We start from the raw sequence: 14,178 nt of genomic DNA, 5'->3' as shown, positions 1-14,178 counted from the left end.
CTTGCCCGGGAGATCACCGATGAGCTTCGACCTCGACGCCTTTCTGCCCTACCGGCTCTCGGTCCTCGCGACCGAGATCAGCCGGCGCTTCGCCGCGCATTACGCGGCCCAGGCCGGGCTGAGCATCCCCGAATGGCGGGTGCTGGCGCATCTCAGCCAGTCCGGCGAGGTCAGCGTGCGCGACATCACCCGGCGGGTGAACCTTGACAAGTCGGTGGTCAGCCGCGCCGCCTCGCGGCTGCAGCGCGAGGGGCTGGTGGGCAAGTCCGACCATGGCGGCGACCGGCGGCTGATCGTGCTGTGGCTGACGCCTAGCGGGCGGGCGCTGATGGAGCGGCTGGCGGGCACCGCCGAAGCGTTCCAGTCCGAGCTGCGGGACCGACTGGGCGACGACGCGCCCGCCTTCGAGCGTGGCCTCGCGCGGCTGATGGCCGGGGATGGCGAGGGGAGACCCTGAGCGGGCCTGTCACCCGAAGGAGCGGCCCCCGCGGCGACCACGATCCCCATGAGCGCATTTGCGGGGCGATCGAGAGGGGTGCGACATCCGAGACGGCGTGATCGCGCCATCCGGGTGAGGAGGACTACAACATCGAAGGGCAGTGGCGCGACGGGACCGAGGGCCGCATGCCGGCCGAAGAATCCAGCCGCGCTTTCATTCCTCGCGGGATACCCATTCGAGCGGCGGCGGTGTTTCGCGGCAGGCAAAGCGCAGCAGGTGGCTTTCGAGAACCTGCTGGACCCGGGCCAGATCCTCCGGTCCGTTGGCTTCGGCCGAAAGCGACAGGCTGCCGGGCGCTGACGACGCGGCGCCGCGTCCCATCGGAAAGACGAAGCGGCTGGTGCCCTCTTCCTCGATCACCGCGATCTTGTGCGCGAAGTGCTTCGCCAGCTGCGCGCGGTAGCGTTCGGCCTGCGGGGTGACCATGTAGGTCTCGCTTTTCGGCATGGCGGCGTCCGGATCCCAATGATTTTTGTCGGATAACTCTCTGGCCGGATCGGGGCAGATGGTCCAGCCCTCGACGAACGCGAGACACCGACGTCATCGCCAAGCCACAACGCAACATTGCCCGGCATCGGGAACCGAAACCTCCAGCGCATGCCGCATCGCCGCCTCGGCTGAGCGGAGGGCGACCGCCGACGGGCAGGGCCGGTCCCGACGGTTGTGGAACCCCGTCTCTCCAATGCGGTTCGGGTGGCATGGCACGCGAAAGCCGCGCGGCGCCACGCGATCACGCGAAGGAGGACGATCCGTCATGACCTACAGGACCTTCGAGACCGGCCCGGACCACCGGCGCGGGCACCCCGTCAACGGGGCGGCGCTGGCGCTGGGTCTGGGCGTGCTGCTGCTGGGCGGTCTGGCCGCGCAGCAATACGCCACCCGCCAGCAGGAGCGCCGCCCCGCCGACAGCGCGCCGGGCCGGACCGCGCGGCAACGCCGCTTCGGCCGCTATGCCGTCACCGGGCGCAGCGTGACGATCAACCGGCCCCGGCGGGAGATCTACGATTTCTGGCGCGATTTCGGCAATCTCGCGCATTTCATGGAAAGCGTGGAGAGCGTGCATTCCTCGGGCGACATCTCGCTGTGGACGATCGCGGCGCCGATGGGCCACGCGGTCGAGGTGAAGACCCGCATCGTGCAGGACCGCCCCGGCGAGGAGATCGCCTGGCGCTCGACCCCGGACAGCCAGATCGACACCGAGGGCAAGGTGATGTTTCGCGACGCGCCGGGCGGGCGCGGCACGGTGGTCGAGGCGGTGGTGGCCTACCGCCCGCCGATGGGCGAGCTGGGCCGGATCGCGGCCAAGCTGTTCCAGACCGAGCCCGCCATCCAGGCGCGCCGCGACCTCAAGCGGCTCAAGATGCTGATGGAGACCGGCGAGATCGCCACCAACCGCAATCGCAATTCCGCCTGAGGAGCATGTCATGCGCGCACTGACCTATCACGGCAAGCACGACGTCCGCGTCGACACCGTCCCAGACCCCGAGATCGTCAATCCCCGCGACGCGATCATCGAGGTGACCTCGACCGCGATCTGCGGCTCGGACCTGCATCTCTATGACGGGGTGATCCCGGGCGTGATGTCGGGCGACATCCTCGGCCATGAATTCATGGGCCGGGTGGTGGAGACCGGCTCCGGCTCCACCCTCAAGAAGGGCCAGCGCGTGGTCGTGCCCTTCACCATCTCCTGCGGCCAGTGCTTCCACTGCCTGCAGCAGCAGTTTTCGGCCTGCGACAACTCCAACCCGGCCGAGAAGCAGGATCTGACCGAGCCGCTCTACGGCCATGCGCTGTCGGGGCTGTTCGGCTATTCGCATCTCACCGGCGGCTATCCCGGCGGGCAGGCGGAATATGTCCGGGTGCCGTTCTCGGATGTCGGACCGATCGTCATCCCCGACGGCATGGAGGATGACGAGGTGCTGTTCCTGTCGGATATCCTGCCGACCGGCTGGATGGCGGCCGAGAACGCCGACATCACGGCGGGTGACACGGTGGCGGTCTGGGGCTGCGGGCCGGTCGGGCTCTTTGCCGTGCAGAGCGCCAAGGTGATGGGCGCGCACAAGGTGATCGCCATCGACCATTATCCCAATCGGCTGAACCTTGCGCGCAGGATGGGCGCCGAGGTGATCGACTACGTCCAGACCGACGTTCTGGAAGCGCTGATGGAGATGACCGGCGGCATCGGGCCGGACGCGGTGATCGATGCGGTCGGCATGGAGAGCCACGGCTTCGCGCCCGACAACGTCTTCGACACGATCAAGCAGAAGGTGGGCATGGGCGCCGACGCGCCGCACGCGCTGCGCATGGCGATCATGGCCTGCCGCAAGGGGGGGCGCATCTCCATGCCCGGCGTCTATGGCGGTTTCGCCGACAAATTCCCCTTGGGCGCGCTGATGGAAAAGGGGCTGCAGCTGCGGACCGGCCAGACCCATGTGCAGCGCTATACCAAGGACCTGCTGCGCCGGATCCAGGAGGGCGAGCTCGACACCACCTTCATGATCTCGCATCGGCTGCCGCTCGAGGAGGCGCCGCGCGGCTACCACAACTTCGCCAACAACCAGAACGACTGGACCAAGGTGGTGCTGAAGCCCGGTGCCGCGATGGTCTGACGCTGATCCGGCGTGTTCACCGGTGCTTCGACCGGCCGCCGCATCGATCCGGTGCGGCGGCCGGTCGGGGCCTAATGCCCCGGGCGATCACCAGCTGCCGGCTCCGGCGGGGCGCGTGGCCGCGAAGGGGAGCTGATGCGCCTCGACGGCGACCGGGATCGGCAGCGCTGCTTCTGCGGGCATGAAGGTCTCCCGCGACCAGAGCCAGCCGAGATAGCGCCGCCGGGTCTGCGGGTCGGGCAGCGCGCGCAACCGCGCCACGCAGCGTTCGAGCCGAGGCAGGTCGCGCTCGGCCTCGCCGCGGCTCAGGGCACGGCGCGGACGGGTGGGGGTGCCGCCGCCCAGATGCCGCGCCAGCATCGCCGCGAAGGGGGCGAGCGCGGTATCGAGCCCGGCGTCGCGGCCGCTCAGCCGGGCGGCGATCTTGGCCGCCATGCCGTCGGGGGCGCGGCCATCGGCGCGCATCGAGGCCGCGACCACGGCGCCATTCGCGCGCAGCGGCGCGTGACCGGCCGCGAGGAGACGCTCGACGAGGTCGCGATCCTCGCCGCTGGTCAGCGGACGGAAGCCGCCGATGGCGCGGTAGACTTCGCGCCGCAGCCCGAGATTGGCGCCGCCCGCCGTGTTGAGCGCCAGCGCCGTCTCGGCGGCGCCGGTCAGCAGGCGCTCGAACTCGAAGGACAGGCGCAGATAGGCGTCCTCGATCGCGCCGCGTCCGCGCAACTCGTCGAGCAGGGCCGCGTCGATGTCGGACAGACCCTCGATCCGGCCCAGCACCGCCGGGGCGGTGTCGAGCGCCGCGCGCATTGCGGCGAGCCAGCCGGGCGCGGCCACGGTGTCGGCATCGGTCGAGAGCAGGTCGATGGCGCGCGGGCTGTGGCGCTGCGCAAAGAGATGGCCGAGGCGTCGGGCGCGGCCGACGCCGCCGCGCGGCAGGGTGGCCTCGATCACCATGAGCGCGAGGCCGCGCGCGCGGGACTGGGTCGCGGCGAGGCGGGCGGTCGCATCGGTGGAGTTGTTGACGCAGAGATAGATCGCGGTGTCGCCGATCCCTTCCTGCGTGGCCAGCGCGTCGAGGCAGGGTCCGATGCGCTCGGCCTCGTCGCGGGCCGGGATCACGATTGCGGCGCGGGCGCGGGCCAGCCGATCGGGGCGGAACGTCTCAAAGCGCGGTCCGGTCATGGCCGCCCCCGGGCGAGGTCGATGCGGTAGCGGGTGCTACCCGGCATGGGGCGGAAGCGGCGGCGACCGGTTTGGGCAAAACGGCGCAGCGCGGGGGCGCCTTCGATCGCATTGCCGCTCGGCCCGAGCCAGGTGACGCAGAGGATGTCGGCGCGCGGCCAGCGGCGGTCGATCTGGCGCGCCAGCGCGTCGAGGCCAGGCCGGTCGAGGAAATAAAGGATCTCGGACAGCAGGATCAGGTCGTGATCGCCGCGCGGCAGCGGGGCGGGCAGGTGCAACCGGTAGAACCGGCCGCGCGGCACCGCCCGCCGCGCCGCCGCCAGCGCCGTCTCGACCGCGTCGACGCCGGTATAACGCGCGCAGCGCCGCGACACGCGCCGCGCCAGCTCGCCATTGCCGCAGCCGATTTCGAGCGCCGAGCGGTAGCGCCGGCGCGGCAGCGCGCGGCAGGTCTTGCGGTACTTGGCCTGCTCGTAGGGGCTGTGACGAAAGCCCCAGGGGTCGTCGCCATCGCTGTAGATCTCGGCCAGCCGGGCCGGGCTCACCGCTGACATGGCCGGTCCTCGAAGTAGATCTCGTCGTCTTGCAGGAAGCGCGCGACGAAGTCTGGCGGCAGTACGAAGCCCTCGGGGTCATCCGCGATCACCTGGCCCAGCTGGCTGCGATGGGCGGCGATGGCGCGGGCCTTGGCGGCGCGGGCGGGCGCGACGTCGAAGCGGTGTTCGGCGGCGTGGGGCAGGCGGGTGCGATAGTCCGGGTCGTGCCATGCGGACCAGACCGGGTAGCTCAGCAGCCGCGCGCCGCAGCGATCCGCGACCGCGCGGGCGATGCGGTCGGTGGCGACATGGTCGCAATGCGGGTCGGTCGGGGCGGTGGCGAGGATCGTCCTCGCGCCGCGCCGGGCCACCAGATCCGCGATCGCGGCGATCGCGGCCTCGGCCTGCGGCCCCTCGGCGGGCATCGCGGCGTCGGGCAGGTCGAGCCGGGTCACATCTGCCGCGGAGCCGCCCAGTGCCGCCACCGCCTCGTCGAGTTCGGTGGCGCGCAGGGCCGAGAGCCGGGGGCGTGGCCAGTCGCGCGAATTGGGGTGCGAGGCGCCGCCATCGGTCATGCAGACGACATGCGCCCCCGCCCCGGCAAAGGCTGCGGCGAGCAGCGCGCCGCAGCCCAGCGTCTCGTCATCGGGATGCGGGGCCAGAACCACGATCGGCGCGCCGCCCGACAGCGCGTCATAGCCGATCCGGCGCGCGGTCTCAGTCATCGAACCACTCCCCGATGCCGCCGGGCGTGCCGATTACCGCGCGGGCGACGCGCAGCGCGAAGGCGTCGCGGGCGGCCTGCCGCAGGTAGCAGGCGAGGTCGCGGGCGCGGTGGCCGATCGGGTCGTCGCGCTCGAACATGGCGAGGCCGATGGAGCGTTCGACCGCGGCGATGGCGTCCTGGCCCAGCTCCTCGCACAGGAGCCGTGCCGCGGCCGAGCGGGCGGCGGCGCGCTCCGGCGCGGCGATCCCCTCGGGGCCGGAGGCGATGCGCGCCGCCGTGAGGATCGCGGGCCATGCGGCGATGGCGCGGCCGATCACCGGCGCGAGACGCAGGAGCTGCGCCTCGGCCTCGGCTTGGCCACGCGAGCGCAACCGCTCGGCCGCGGCGTCGAGCAGCCCGCCGATGCCGCCCAGCGTCACCGCGGCGATGCGCCAGGTCCCGCCGACGAAATGCGGCTCTGTGGTGTAGATGTCGGGCGGGCCGAGGGGACGGCCTTCGAGCCCGTTGCAGTCGAAGCCGCCGGAGCGGCTGGCCTGCATGCCGCTCATCTCCCATTCCTCGGGCGCGTGGCGCGCCGGATCGTCGGCGGGTACGACGAAGAGGCGCTGCCCCTCAGCGCTTTTCGCCGCAATCACGGCGAGATCGACGATGCCGAGCCCGGAGGCGTAGCGCTTGCGCCCCCGCAGCAGGTTGCCTTCGGCAGTCACCGGTTCGGCCCCGTCGGCGCCCCAGACGCCGAACAGCGCCCCGGCCGCCATCCGCTCAAGGCATTCGGCGCGCAGGCCGGGCGCGGCATAGGTCTCGATCAGCAGACGGGCGTTGACATGGCCTTCGAACAGCCGGCCGAGCGAGAGGTCGACCGCCGCGATCCGGCGCAGCGCGCGGGCCATGTCGTCGAGCGGCAGCGCCCCGGTCAGGGCAGGGGTGCCGAGCGCCCGGGCCGCCCGCAGCAGATCCGCCTCCGATCCCCCGGCCGCGTGCCGCGACAGGAGGGCGATCTGCGCGTCGATCGCGCTTGGCGGTAAAGGGTGGGCGGCGTCGGCGGAAATCTTCACGAAGGGCGACCAGAATGAAACCGGGTTGCGGCCCAACCCCGCGCCGGTGGCGCCAGTTCCGGCCCGGCCGCGATCGCAACGCGTTGGTGCGAAACCGACCTGCCCGGTCAGGGTCGCGAGGATGCCGCGCCTTGCCACTGAGAATGCGAAACCCGCCGGGCGCATGGCGTCCGGCGGGTCCTGTGCTCATGGCGTCGGCGGTGCCGGCGTCAGACCGTGCTGCCGAGGCTGCTTTCCAGCGTCGCCAGCTCCTGGCCACCCGCCATCATGTCCTGCAGCTCCTCGGGGGTGATCTCGCCGCGCTTGGCGGTGCCGTAGGTGCGGCCGCGGTTGAGAACGGTGAAGCGGTCGCCCACCGCCATGGCGTGGCGCACGTTGTGGGTGATGAACACCACCGCCACGCCCTGCTTGCGCACCTTGTCGATGGTGGCGAGCACGTTGGCGGTCTGGCGCACGCCCAAGGCGGAGGTCGGCTCGTCGAGGATCAGCACCCGGGCGCCGAAATGCACCGCGCGGGCGATGGCGACGGTCTGGCGTTCGCCGCCCGACAGCGTGCCGACCGCCTGGTCGGGGCCGCGCAGCACGATGCCCATCTTCTCCATCTCCTGCATCGTCACGCGGTTGGCGAGATCGTGGTCGAAGAAGGCGAAGGGGCCGATCTTGCGCACCGGCTCGTTGCCCATGAAGAAGTTGCGGCTGACCGACATCAGCGGGATCATCGCGAGATGCTGGTGCACGGTGGCGATCCCGGCGGCGATGGCGTCGCGCGGATCGGCGAAGTGCATGTCGCGGCCTTCGAACAGGATCTCGCCCTTGGTCGGCTTGTGCACGCCGGACAGCGTCTTGATGAAGGTCGACTTGCCCGCGCCGTTGTCGCCCAAGAGGCAGTGGCATTCGCCGGCATGGATGTCGATCGAGACGCCGGCGAGCGCGATGACGGAGCCGAAATGCTTCTCGATGTTCTTCATCTGGATCAGGGGCTGGGTCATGTCAGCGCTCTCCGGTGATGATGCGGCGGATATAGGTGTTCAGGATCACCGCGAAGAGCAGGATCATGCCGAGAAAGACCCGGAACAGCGAGCTTTCGACGCCGGCGAAGAACAGGCCCTGCTGGACCACGCCGAAGATCAGCGCGCCGAGCGCGGCGCCGATCACCGAGCCGTAGCCGCCGGTCAGCAGCGCGCCGCCGATGACCACGGCGATGATCGCCTCGAATTCCTTCAGCAGGCCGCGATCGGCACCGGCGGAGCCGAACTCCATCACCTGGCAGGCGGCGAAGACGGTGGCGCAGAAGGCGGTGAACATGAACATGGTGATCTTGACCCGGTTGACCGGCACGCCCGAGTTGCGCGCGGCCTCGGCGTCGCCGCCGGCGGCGAAGATCCAGTTGCCGAAGCGGGTGCGGGTCAGCATCACGTGGCCGACCAGCACCAGCCCGAGCGCCCAGACGATCAGCATCGGGATGCCGTTCACCACCGGCTCGCCGGCGCGGGTGCCGCGTTCGAAGGTGGCGATGATCCCGGCCTCGCCCATCCAGGTGAAGAAGCCCTTGCCGATGGTGCCGCCGAACAGCGCCGCGAGCCAGTCACCCTCGGCCGCCTCGCGGATGCCGCCGATGATGGTCTTGCGCTCGATCACCTGCGGCAGAAAGATCGTGAAGCCGCGCAGGATGAACAGGAAGGCCAGCGTGACGATGAAGCTGGGCAGGCCGGTGCGCACGACGATGAAGCCGTTGAGCGCGCCGATCGCGATGCACAGCGCGAAGGTGACGAGGATCGCGACCCACATCGGCCAGCCCAGCGTGACGCCGAAGATGGCCATCATCATCCCGGCAAAGCCGATCATCGAGCCGACCGAGAGGTCGAACTCGCCCGCGATCATCAGCAGGCAGGCGCCGACGGCGATGATCATGAACTGCGCCGAGACGACCGACCAGTTCATGATCCCCTGGGAATTGAACATCCCGCTGTCGAAGGCGAAGAGGCCGAAGAAGACGAACACCGCAATGGTGCCCACGATGCCGCCCAGCTCGGGACGGATCATCGCCCGGCGCATCGGCGAGATCTGCTTGACGCGTTCGTCCATCACGATTTGCGGTGTATCTGACATGCCCGCTCACTCCCGGGATCGGTTGAATTGGGTGGGGGCGGCCAATGGGGAGGGGCCGCCCCCGGGCGGTCCGCTCAGCGGTATTCGCCGGCGAACTTCTCGACCATCTCGAGCCCCTCGGCGGTGACGAAGCCGGGGCCGGAGTTGATGTTGTTGCCGGGCAGCACGCCGTAGCGGTGGTAGTTGGTCAGCACCACGACCGGCAGGTAGGCCTGCAGGAAGGGCTGCTGGTCGATGCCCCACTCGATCACGCCGTCCTTGATGCCCTGCACGATCTCGGCACCGAGGTCGAAGGTGCCGAAATAGATGTCGCCGGCCATGCCGGTCTCGTCGAGCGCGAGCAGCGTCGGGTCGGCCGAGGTCGGCCCGAGGGTCAGGATCGCGTCGGTGTCGGGGTTGGCGGAGAGATAGGCCTGCACCCGGTTCTTGATCTCGGCCGGGTCCTGGCCGCTGTCGATCATCTGCTCGCCCAGCTCGATGCCCAGACCATCGGCGAAGCCCTGGCAGCGCTCGGTCGAGGCGGGGGAGCTGATGTAGTGGTTCACGCAGAGGAAGCTGCCGACGCCGTCGGCCTTGGCGCGCTCGCCGGCGGCGAGACCGGCATCGTATTCGGGCTGGCCGACATACATCAGCGCGCCGACCTCGCGGGCCTGCTCGGGCGTGCCCGAGTTCATGATGATCACGTCGACGCCGCTGTCGACGGCGGAGCGGATCGGGCCCGACAGCACGTCGAAGTCGGACAGGGTGGTGATGATGCCGTCGGGGCCGCTGGCGGCGGCCTGCTCGATGATCCGGGCCATGTCGGCGAGATCGCCGGTCGGCGGGTTGCGGTACTCGACCTCCACATCCATCTGCTCGGCCGCGAGCGCGATCGCGTTCTTGATGGTGTTCCACCAGCTGTCGCTGTCGGGGGCGTGGCTGACGAGAATGTATTTCTCGCCTTCGGCCTGGACCGCGGTGGCGGCCATCAGCGGCGTGGCGGCGACGGTCGTCGCCAGCAGCAGCTTGTGCATCGGTGTCATCGGACATCCCTCCCTGGTGTCATCGGTTGCGTGAAAGAGCGGCCCTCTACCGGCCCTTCGACTCCGACTACAGCACAAGGCGACGCCTTTTGCAACCGGTTGCAATCGGGCGCGACGCAACTCATGCTGGACGCGGGCGTTCCATGAGGTAGAGCTATGCGGTCGCGGGAGGGAAGGCGGGGGGTCATGGTGGTCACGCTCAAGGATGTCGCGGAGCGCGCCGGCGTGTCGCGTTCCGCGGTATCGCGCACCTTCACCGACGGCGCCTCGGTCTCGCCCAAGATGCGGCGCAAGGTCGAGAAGGCGGCGCGCGAGCTGGGCTACAGCCCGAACGCGCTGGCCTCCTCGCTCACCACCGGGCGGACCAAGCTGATCGGGCTGGTGTCGAACAACTTCCACAACCCGATCTTCCTCGAGGTGTTCGACCTGTTCACCCGTGGCCTGCAGGAGCGCGGGCTGCGGCCGCTTCTGGTGAACCTCTCGGGCGAGACCGAGCCCGAGCATTCGGTGCGGATGCTGCGGCAATACTCGGTCGACGGCGTGGTGGTCGCCTCCTCGACGCTGCCGCCGAGCTTTGCCATCGCATTCCGCGAGGCGGGGGTGCCGGTGGTCAACGCCTTCGGCCGCTATGCCTCGGACCCGCGGGTGCACACGGTGGGCATCGACAACGTCGAATGCGGTCGGATCGCTGCGCGGACCCTGATCGCGCGCGGCTACCGGCGTCTCGCCTTTCTCGGCGGGCCCGAAAACGCCACCTCGACCCAGGATCGGCACGCAGGCTTCGCCTCCGAGATCGCGGCTCATCCCGGCGTCGAGGTCAGCGCCTCCTATGCCGAGGCCTATTCCTTCGAGGCCGGGCGGCGCGAGATGCAGCGCCTGCTGCAGGACGCACCGGCCGAGGCCTATTTCTGCGGGGACGACGTGCTGTCGATCGGCGCGCTTTCGGCGCTGCGCGATCACGGGCTGTCGGTGCCGGGCGATGTCGGTGTGCTCGGGCTCAACGACATGGAGATGGCGGGCTGGGAGGGGATCGACCTGACCACGATCCGCCAGCCGATCCGGCAGATCGTCGCCTCCTCGATCGAGTTGATGGGGGCGATGCTCGACGAGCCGGACCGGTACCCCGAGGCGCGGGTGTTCCCCTGCCGGGTCGTCGAGCGCGCCACGCTCAGGCCATTGCCCGAGGAAGGCTGACGGGCCGGGGCGCGGGGCCCCGACCCGGATCTTCTCAGCGGAACATCGGCGGCCGGGCCTCGGTCCAGGCGCCGTCGCGCTTGCCGCTCTCGGCCACGGCGAAGACCGCGGCCATGGAGCGCAGCCCGTCCTCGGCGCGCGGGTAGAGATCGGCGGCCGGGTCCATCTCGCGGCCCGCCTTGCGCGCGGCGATCGCCTCGGCGAGATCGGCATAGATGTTGGCGAAGGCCAGCGGCATGCCCTCGGCATGACCGATCGTCACCCGGCTGGTGCGGTCGGCCTCGGGGGAGAGCCCCGCCTCGCCGCGCTCGATCACCTCGCGCCGGCCGCCCAGCGGCATCAAGTAGAGCTGGTTCGGCTGCTCCTGCGCCCAAGACAGGCCGCCCTTTTCGCCGAAGACCTGCAGCGTCAGCCCGTGCTGGCGGCCGATCGCGACCGAGGAGGTCCAGAGCCGCCCCACGGCGCCGCCGTCGAAGCGCAGGTTGACCATGGCGTCGTCCTCGAGCGTGCGGCTCTCGATGCAGCTCACCGTGTCGGCGGAGAGGCGCGCGACCTCCTGACCGATCACAAAGCTCGCCATGTGCAGCGCGTGGATGCCGCAATCGGCGAATTGCGCCGAGACGCCCGCCTGCGCCGGGTCGTAGCGCCAGCGCACGCGCGGATTGTCGGCGTCTGCCGCGTCGGCATGGTGGCCATGCGCGAACTCGGCCTTCACCAGCCGGATCTTTCCGAGATCGCCGCGCGCCACCATGGCCCGCATGTGCCGCACCAGCGAATAGCCCGAATAGCCGTAGTTCACCGCGCAGATCCGGTCGGCCGCGCGCGCCGTGCGGACGATCTCCTCGCCCTCCTCGACGGTCATGGTCATCGGCTTTTCGCACAGGACGTGAAAGCCGGCCTCGAGGAACGCCTTGGTGATCTCGAAATGCGTGGCGTTGGGGGTGGCCACGGTGACGAGGTCGACCCGGTCGGGGCGGTTCTTCTCGCCTTCCAGCATCTCGCGCCAGTCGCCATAGGCACGGTCGGCGTCGAGGCCGAGACGCTGTCCGTAGTCGCGCCCGGCCTCGGCGCGGTGGTCGAGCGCGCCGGCCCGGAATTCGAACAGCCCGTCGAGGCCCGCGCCGAGGCGGTGCGCCGGGCCGATCTGGCTACCTTCGCCGCCACCGATCATGCCCCATCCCAGTTTCGTCATGGCCGGACCTCCCTATTTGAAGCCGATGGATTCGAGATATTCGCGGTTCTTGCCGGCGTCGCCCAGTGGGTCGGGGTCGAGCGTCGGGTCGCAATCCTGTTCGACCGTGCACCAGCCCTCGAAACCCGCGTCGAGAAGCGCCTGCCGCACGGCGGGGAAATCGACGTCGCCCTCGCCAAGATTGCAGAAGATGCCTTGGCCGCAGGCGTCGTAGAAACCGGTCCGGTTTTCGATGACGCGCGCCTTCACCTCGGGGTCGATGTCCTTGAAGTGCATGTAGGAAATGCGGTCCTCGTGGCGTTTGATGAAGGCCACGGGATCGAAGCCGGCATAGGAGTGATGGCCGGTGTCGAAGCAGATCTTGAGGATCCGCTCGTCGACCTCGTCCAGGAGCCGCTCCAGCTCCGGCTCGAAATCCACGAAGCCCGCGGCATGGGCGTGGATGCCGGTGGTCAGCCCGTATTCCTCGGTGCCGATCCGGGCGATGGTGGCGATGCGCTCGCGGAAGGCGGCCCATTCCATCGCGTCCATCTGTTCGGCCTCATCGGCGCGGCCGGCGGTGGGCGCGCGGCGCGGCGAGATCGAGTCGATCAGCACCAGATGCTCGGCGCCATGCGCCTTGAGCGCGCGACAGGTGCGATGCGCGGCGTCGAGCACCTCGTCCCAGGCGTCGGGGTCGTGGAAGGGCCGGAACACCACGCCGCCGATGAGTTGCAGCCCGTGCTCGTCGAGCGCCTCGCCGAGCAGCTTGGGATCTTCGGGCATGAAACCCACCGGCCCCAGTTCGATGCCCTTGTAGCCGGCGGCCGCGCAGTCGCGCAGCACGTCGCGCCAGCCGGGGTTGCGCGGGTCGTTCGCGAATTCCACCCCCCAGGAGCAGGGGGCGTTGCCAATCCTGATCGTCATTTCGTGTCCTCTGCTCTCACTTTGTCTCGACATCGAGCCACCGGCCCTCGCGCGCCGAGGCGCGGGCGGTGGCGATCACGCGGGCCACTTCGAGCCCGTCGCGGAAGCTGGGCCAGACGGCCTCGCCGGTCTCGATGGCGCGCAGGAAATCGCGCGCCTCGATGATGATCTGGTCCTGGTAGCCGGTGCCGTGGCCCGGCCCCTGGCAGAAGGGGAGGTAGTCGGGATGCGCCGGGCCGGTGAGGATGCGGGTGAAGCCGCGCGCGGCCTCGGGGCCTTCGGCGCGATAGAGGTGGATCGCGTTCTGATCCTCCTGATCGAAGCGGATCGCGCCCTTTGTGCCGGTGACCTCGTAGGCGTAGCCCATCTTGCGGCCGGTCGCGATCCGGCTGAAATGCATCTGGCCCATCGTGCCGCGCTTGAAGCGGCACATCAGCTGCGCCTGGTCGTCATTGTCGACCCGGCCGCCGGGGCGCTCGGTGTGCACCGTCTCCATCGTGGCCGAGAGCGAGGCGATGGGGCCGAGCAGCGCCAGCGCGGCGTTGACCATGTGCGGCGCCAGATCGCCCAGCGTGCCGTTGGCCTCGCCCTTGCAGCGCCATGAGAACGGCGTCTCGGGGTCGGAGAGGAAATCCTCGGTGTGCTCGCCGCGAAACCACGTCACCTCGCCGATCGCGCCCTCGGCGATGAGCTGCCGCGCGAACTGGCTGGCGGGGGTGCGGATGTAATTGAAGCCGACCATGTTGGCCACGCCGGAGGCTTCGGCGGCGGCAACCATGGCGCGGGCGTCCTCGACCGAGGCCCCCAGGGGTTTTTCGCACATCACCGGCTTGCCGAGCGCGAAGGCGGCCTCGGCGATCTCGCGATGCGTCTCCTGCGGCGCGGCGATCACCACCGCCTCGACCCGCGGGTCGTCGACCAGCGCGCGCCAGTCATCCGTGCCGCAGGCGAAGCCATAGGCGGCGCGGTAGCGCTCGGCGCTCTCGGGCGAGCTGGCCGCGACCATCTCCAGCCGAGGCCTGAGCCGTGTGTCGAACACCGCGCCGACCGCCGACATGGCGACCGCATGCGCCTTGCCCATGTAGCCGCCGCCGATGATGCCGATCCCGATCTCCCGCATCGCGCGCCTCCTGCTTGTCGATTTCGA

At 70.1% G+C, this 14,178-nt stretch carries 15 protein-coding genes; 4 read left to right on the top strand and 11 right to left on the bottom strand.

Annotated features, from left to right (window positions below):
• Positions 1–19: 19 nt before the first annotated feature.
• Positions 20–457: a MarR family winged helix-turn-helix transcriptional regulator gene (locus tag T8T21_RS16380; protein ID WP_322337753.1), complete on the top strand. Its 438-nt coding sequence runs from the start codon at positions 20–22 to the stop codon at positions 455–457.
• 195 nt (positions 458–652) lie between these two features.
• On the opposite strand, the gene T8T21_RS16375 is transcribed toward T8T21_RS16380, so the two are convergent.
• A complete protein-coding gene (locus T8T21_RS16375) occupies positions 653–946 on the bottom strand; it encodes a DUF2218 domain-containing protein (RefSeq protein WP_322337752.1) in 294 nt (97 codons plus the stop codon).
• 307 nt (positions 947–1,253) lie between these two features.
• On the opposite strand from T8T21_RS16375, the gene T8T21_RS16370 reads away from it, so the two are divergent.
• Positions 1,254–1,913 (top strand): SRPBCC family protein, encoded by a 660-nt coding sequence (locus tag T8T21_RS16370; protein ID WP_322337751.1) that lies wholly within the window; start codon positions 1,254–1,256, stop codon positions 1,911–1,913.
• A gap of 10 nt (positions 1,914–1,923) precedes the next feature.
• The gene (locus tag T8T21_RS16365) at positions 1,924–3,108 is read left to right on the top strand and encodes a zinc-dependent alcohol dehydrogenase (RefSeq protein WP_322337750.1); all 1,185 of its coding nucleotides are present in this window, start codon (positions 1,924–1,926) and stop codon (positions 3,106–3,108) included.
• 87 nt (positions 3,109–3,195) lie between these two features.
• Here the strand turns inward: T8T21_RS16365 and T8T21_RS16360 are convergent, their stop codons facing one another.
• The 7 genes from T8T21_RS16360 to T8T21_RS16330 form a co-directional block, all read right to left on the bottom strand.
• Positions 3,196–4,290, bottom strand: coding sequence for a glycosyltransferase (locus T8T21_RS16360; protein WP_322337749.1), 1,095 nt, complete (start codon positions 4,288–4,290; stop codon positions 3,196–3,198).
• The gene (locus T8T21_RS16355; protein ID WP_322337748.1) at positions 4,287–4,844 is read right to left on the bottom strand and encodes a class I SAM-dependent methyltransferase; all 558 of its coding nucleotides are present in this window, start codon (positions 4,842–4,844) and stop codon (positions 4,287–4,289) included. Before T8T21_RS16355 ends, T8T21_RS16360 begins: the two co-directional genes overlap by 4 nt.
• Positions 4,832–5,551: a PIG-L deacetylase family protein gene (locus T8T21_RS16350; protein WP_322337747.1), complete on the bottom strand. Its 720-nt coding sequence runs from the start codon at positions 5,549–5,551 to the stop codon at positions 4,832–4,834. The genes T8T21_RS16355 and T8T21_RS16350 overlap by 13 nt, the downstream gene beginning before the upstream one ends.
• The gene (locus T8T21_RS16345; protein WP_322337746.1) at positions 5,544–6,608 is read right to left on the bottom strand and encodes an acyl-CoA dehydrogenase; all 1,065 of its coding nucleotides are present in this window, start codon (positions 6,606–6,608) and stop codon (positions 5,544–5,546) included. The genes T8T21_RS16350 and T8T21_RS16345 overlap by 8 nt, the downstream gene beginning before the upstream one ends.
• Before the next feature lie 209 nt (positions 6,609–6,817).
• Positions 6,818–7,597 carry an ATP-binding cassette domain-containing protein gene (locus T8T21_RS16340; protein ID WP_322337745.1) on the bottom strand — a complete coding sequence of 260 codons (780 nt, stop codon included), beginning with the start codon at positions 7,595–7,597 and terminating at the stop codon, positions 6,818–6,820.
• Position 7,598: 1 nt separating this feature from the next.
• Positions 7,599–8,717 carry an ABC transporter permease gene (locus tag T8T21_RS16335; protein WP_322337744.1) on the bottom strand — a complete coding sequence of 373 codons (1,119 nt, stop codon included), beginning with the start codon at positions 8,715–8,717 and terminating at the stop codon, positions 7,599–7,601.
• Positions 8,718–8,791: 74 nt separating this feature from the next.
• Positions 8,792–9,730: a sugar ABC transporter substrate-binding protein gene (locus tag T8T21_RS16330; protein WP_456085784.1), complete on the bottom strand. Its 939-nt coding sequence runs from the start codon at positions 9,728–9,730 to the stop codon at positions 8,792–8,794.
• Between the two features lie 195 nt (positions 9,731–9,925).
• On the opposite strand from T8T21_RS16330, the gene T8T21_RS16325 reads away from it, so the two are divergent.
• On the top strand, positions 9,926–10,933 hold the full coding sequence (locus T8T21_RS16325; protein ID WP_322337742.1) for a LacI family DNA-binding transcriptional regulator: 1,008 nt from the start codon (positions 9,926–9,928) through the stop codon (positions 10,931–10,933).
• A 34-nt stretch (positions 10,934–10,967) separates the two neighbouring features.
• Here T8T21_RS16325 and T8T21_RS16320 read toward each other — a convergent pair whose 3' ends face one another.
• The 3 genes from T8T21_RS16320 to T8T21_RS16310 are packed head-to-tail and all read right to left on the bottom strand — an operon-like array spanning position 10,968 to position 14,151.
• Positions 10,968–12,125, bottom strand: a complete 1,158-nt coding sequence (locus tag T8T21_RS16320) for a Gfo/Idh/MocA family protein (RefSeq protein WP_322337741.1) — start codon at positions 12,123–12,125, stop codon at positions 10,968–10,970.
• A 12-nt stretch (positions 12,126–12,137) separates the two neighbouring features.
• Positions 12,138–13,031 (bottom strand): TIM barrel protein, encoded by an 894-nt coding sequence (locus T8T21_RS16315; RefSeq protein WP_322337740.1) that lies wholly within the window; start codon positions 13,029–13,031, stop codon positions 12,138–12,140.
• Between the two features lie 16 nt (positions 13,032–13,047).
• Positions 13,048–14,151, bottom strand: coding sequence for a Gfo/Idh/MocA family protein (locus T8T21_RS16310; RefSeq protein WP_322337739.1), 1,104 nt, complete (start codon positions 14,149–14,151; stop codon positions 13,048–13,050).
• Between the last annotated feature and the right edge of the window lie 27 nt (positions 14,152–14,178).

This window comes from Limimaricola variabilis, assembly GCF_034371605.1.
Lineage (GTDB): Bacteria > Pseudomonadota > Alphaproteobacteria > Rhodobacterales > Rhodobacteraceae > Limimaricola > Limimaricola variabilis.
The sequence above is the reverse complement of the archived record's forward strand: the minus strand, read 5'-3'. Positions and strand labels throughout refer to the sequence as shown.

Coding starts and splice junctions, on each gene's coding strand:
- T8T21_RS16380 (WP_322337753.1), top strand. CDS start 20: ATGAGCTTCGACCTCGACGCCTTTCTGCCCTACCGGCTCTCGGTCCTC.
- T8T21_RS16375 (WP_322337752.1), bottom strand. CDS start 946: ATGCCGAAAAGCGAGACCTACATGGTCACCCCGCAGGCCGAACGCTAC.
- T8T21_RS16370 (WP_322337751.1), top strand. CDS start 1,254: ATGACCTACAGGACCTTCGAGACCGGCCCGGACCACCGGCGCGGGCAC.
- T8T21_RS16365 (WP_322337750.1), top strand. CDS start 1,924: ATGCGCGCACTGACCTATCACGGCAAGCACGACGTCCGCGTCGACACC.
- T8T21_RS16360 (WP_322337749.1), bottom strand. CDS start 4,290: ATGACCGGACCGCGCTTTGAGACGTTCCGCCCCGATCGGCTGGCCCGC.
- T8T21_RS16355 (WP_322337748.1), bottom strand. CDS start 4,844: ATGTCAGCGGTGAGCCCGGCCCGGCTGGCCGAGATCTACAGCGATGGC.
- T8T21_RS16350 (WP_322337747.1), bottom strand. CDS start 5,551: ATGACTGAGACCGCGCGCCGGATCGGCTATGACGCGCTGTCGGGCGGC.
- T8T21_RS16340 (WP_322337745.1), bottom strand. CDS start 7,597: ATGACCCAGCCCCTGATCCAGATGAAGAACATCGAGAAGCATTTCGGC.
- T8T21_RS16335 (WP_322337744.1), bottom strand. CDS start 8,717: ATGTCAGATACACCGCAAATCGTGATGGACGAACGCGTCAAGCAGATC.
- T8T21_RS16330 (WP_456085784.1), bottom strand. CDS start 9,730: ATGCACAAGCTGCTGCTGGCGACGACCGTCGCCGCCACGCCGCTGATG.
- T8T21_RS16325 (WP_322337742.1), top strand. CDS start 9,926: ATGGTGGTCACGCTCAAGGATGTCGCGGAGCGCGCCGGCGTGTCGCGT.
- T8T21_RS16320 (WP_322337741.1), bottom strand. CDS start 12,125: ATGACGAAACTGGGATGGGGCATGATCGGTGGCGGCGAAGGTAGCCAG.
- T8T21_RS16315 (WP_322337740.1), bottom strand. CDS start 13,031: ATGACGATCAGGATTGGCAACGCCCCCTGCTCCTGGGGGGTGGAATTC.
- T8T21_RS16310 (WP_322337739.1), bottom strand. CDS start 14,151: ATGCGGGAGATCGGGATCGGCATCATCGGCGGCGGCTACATGGGCAAG.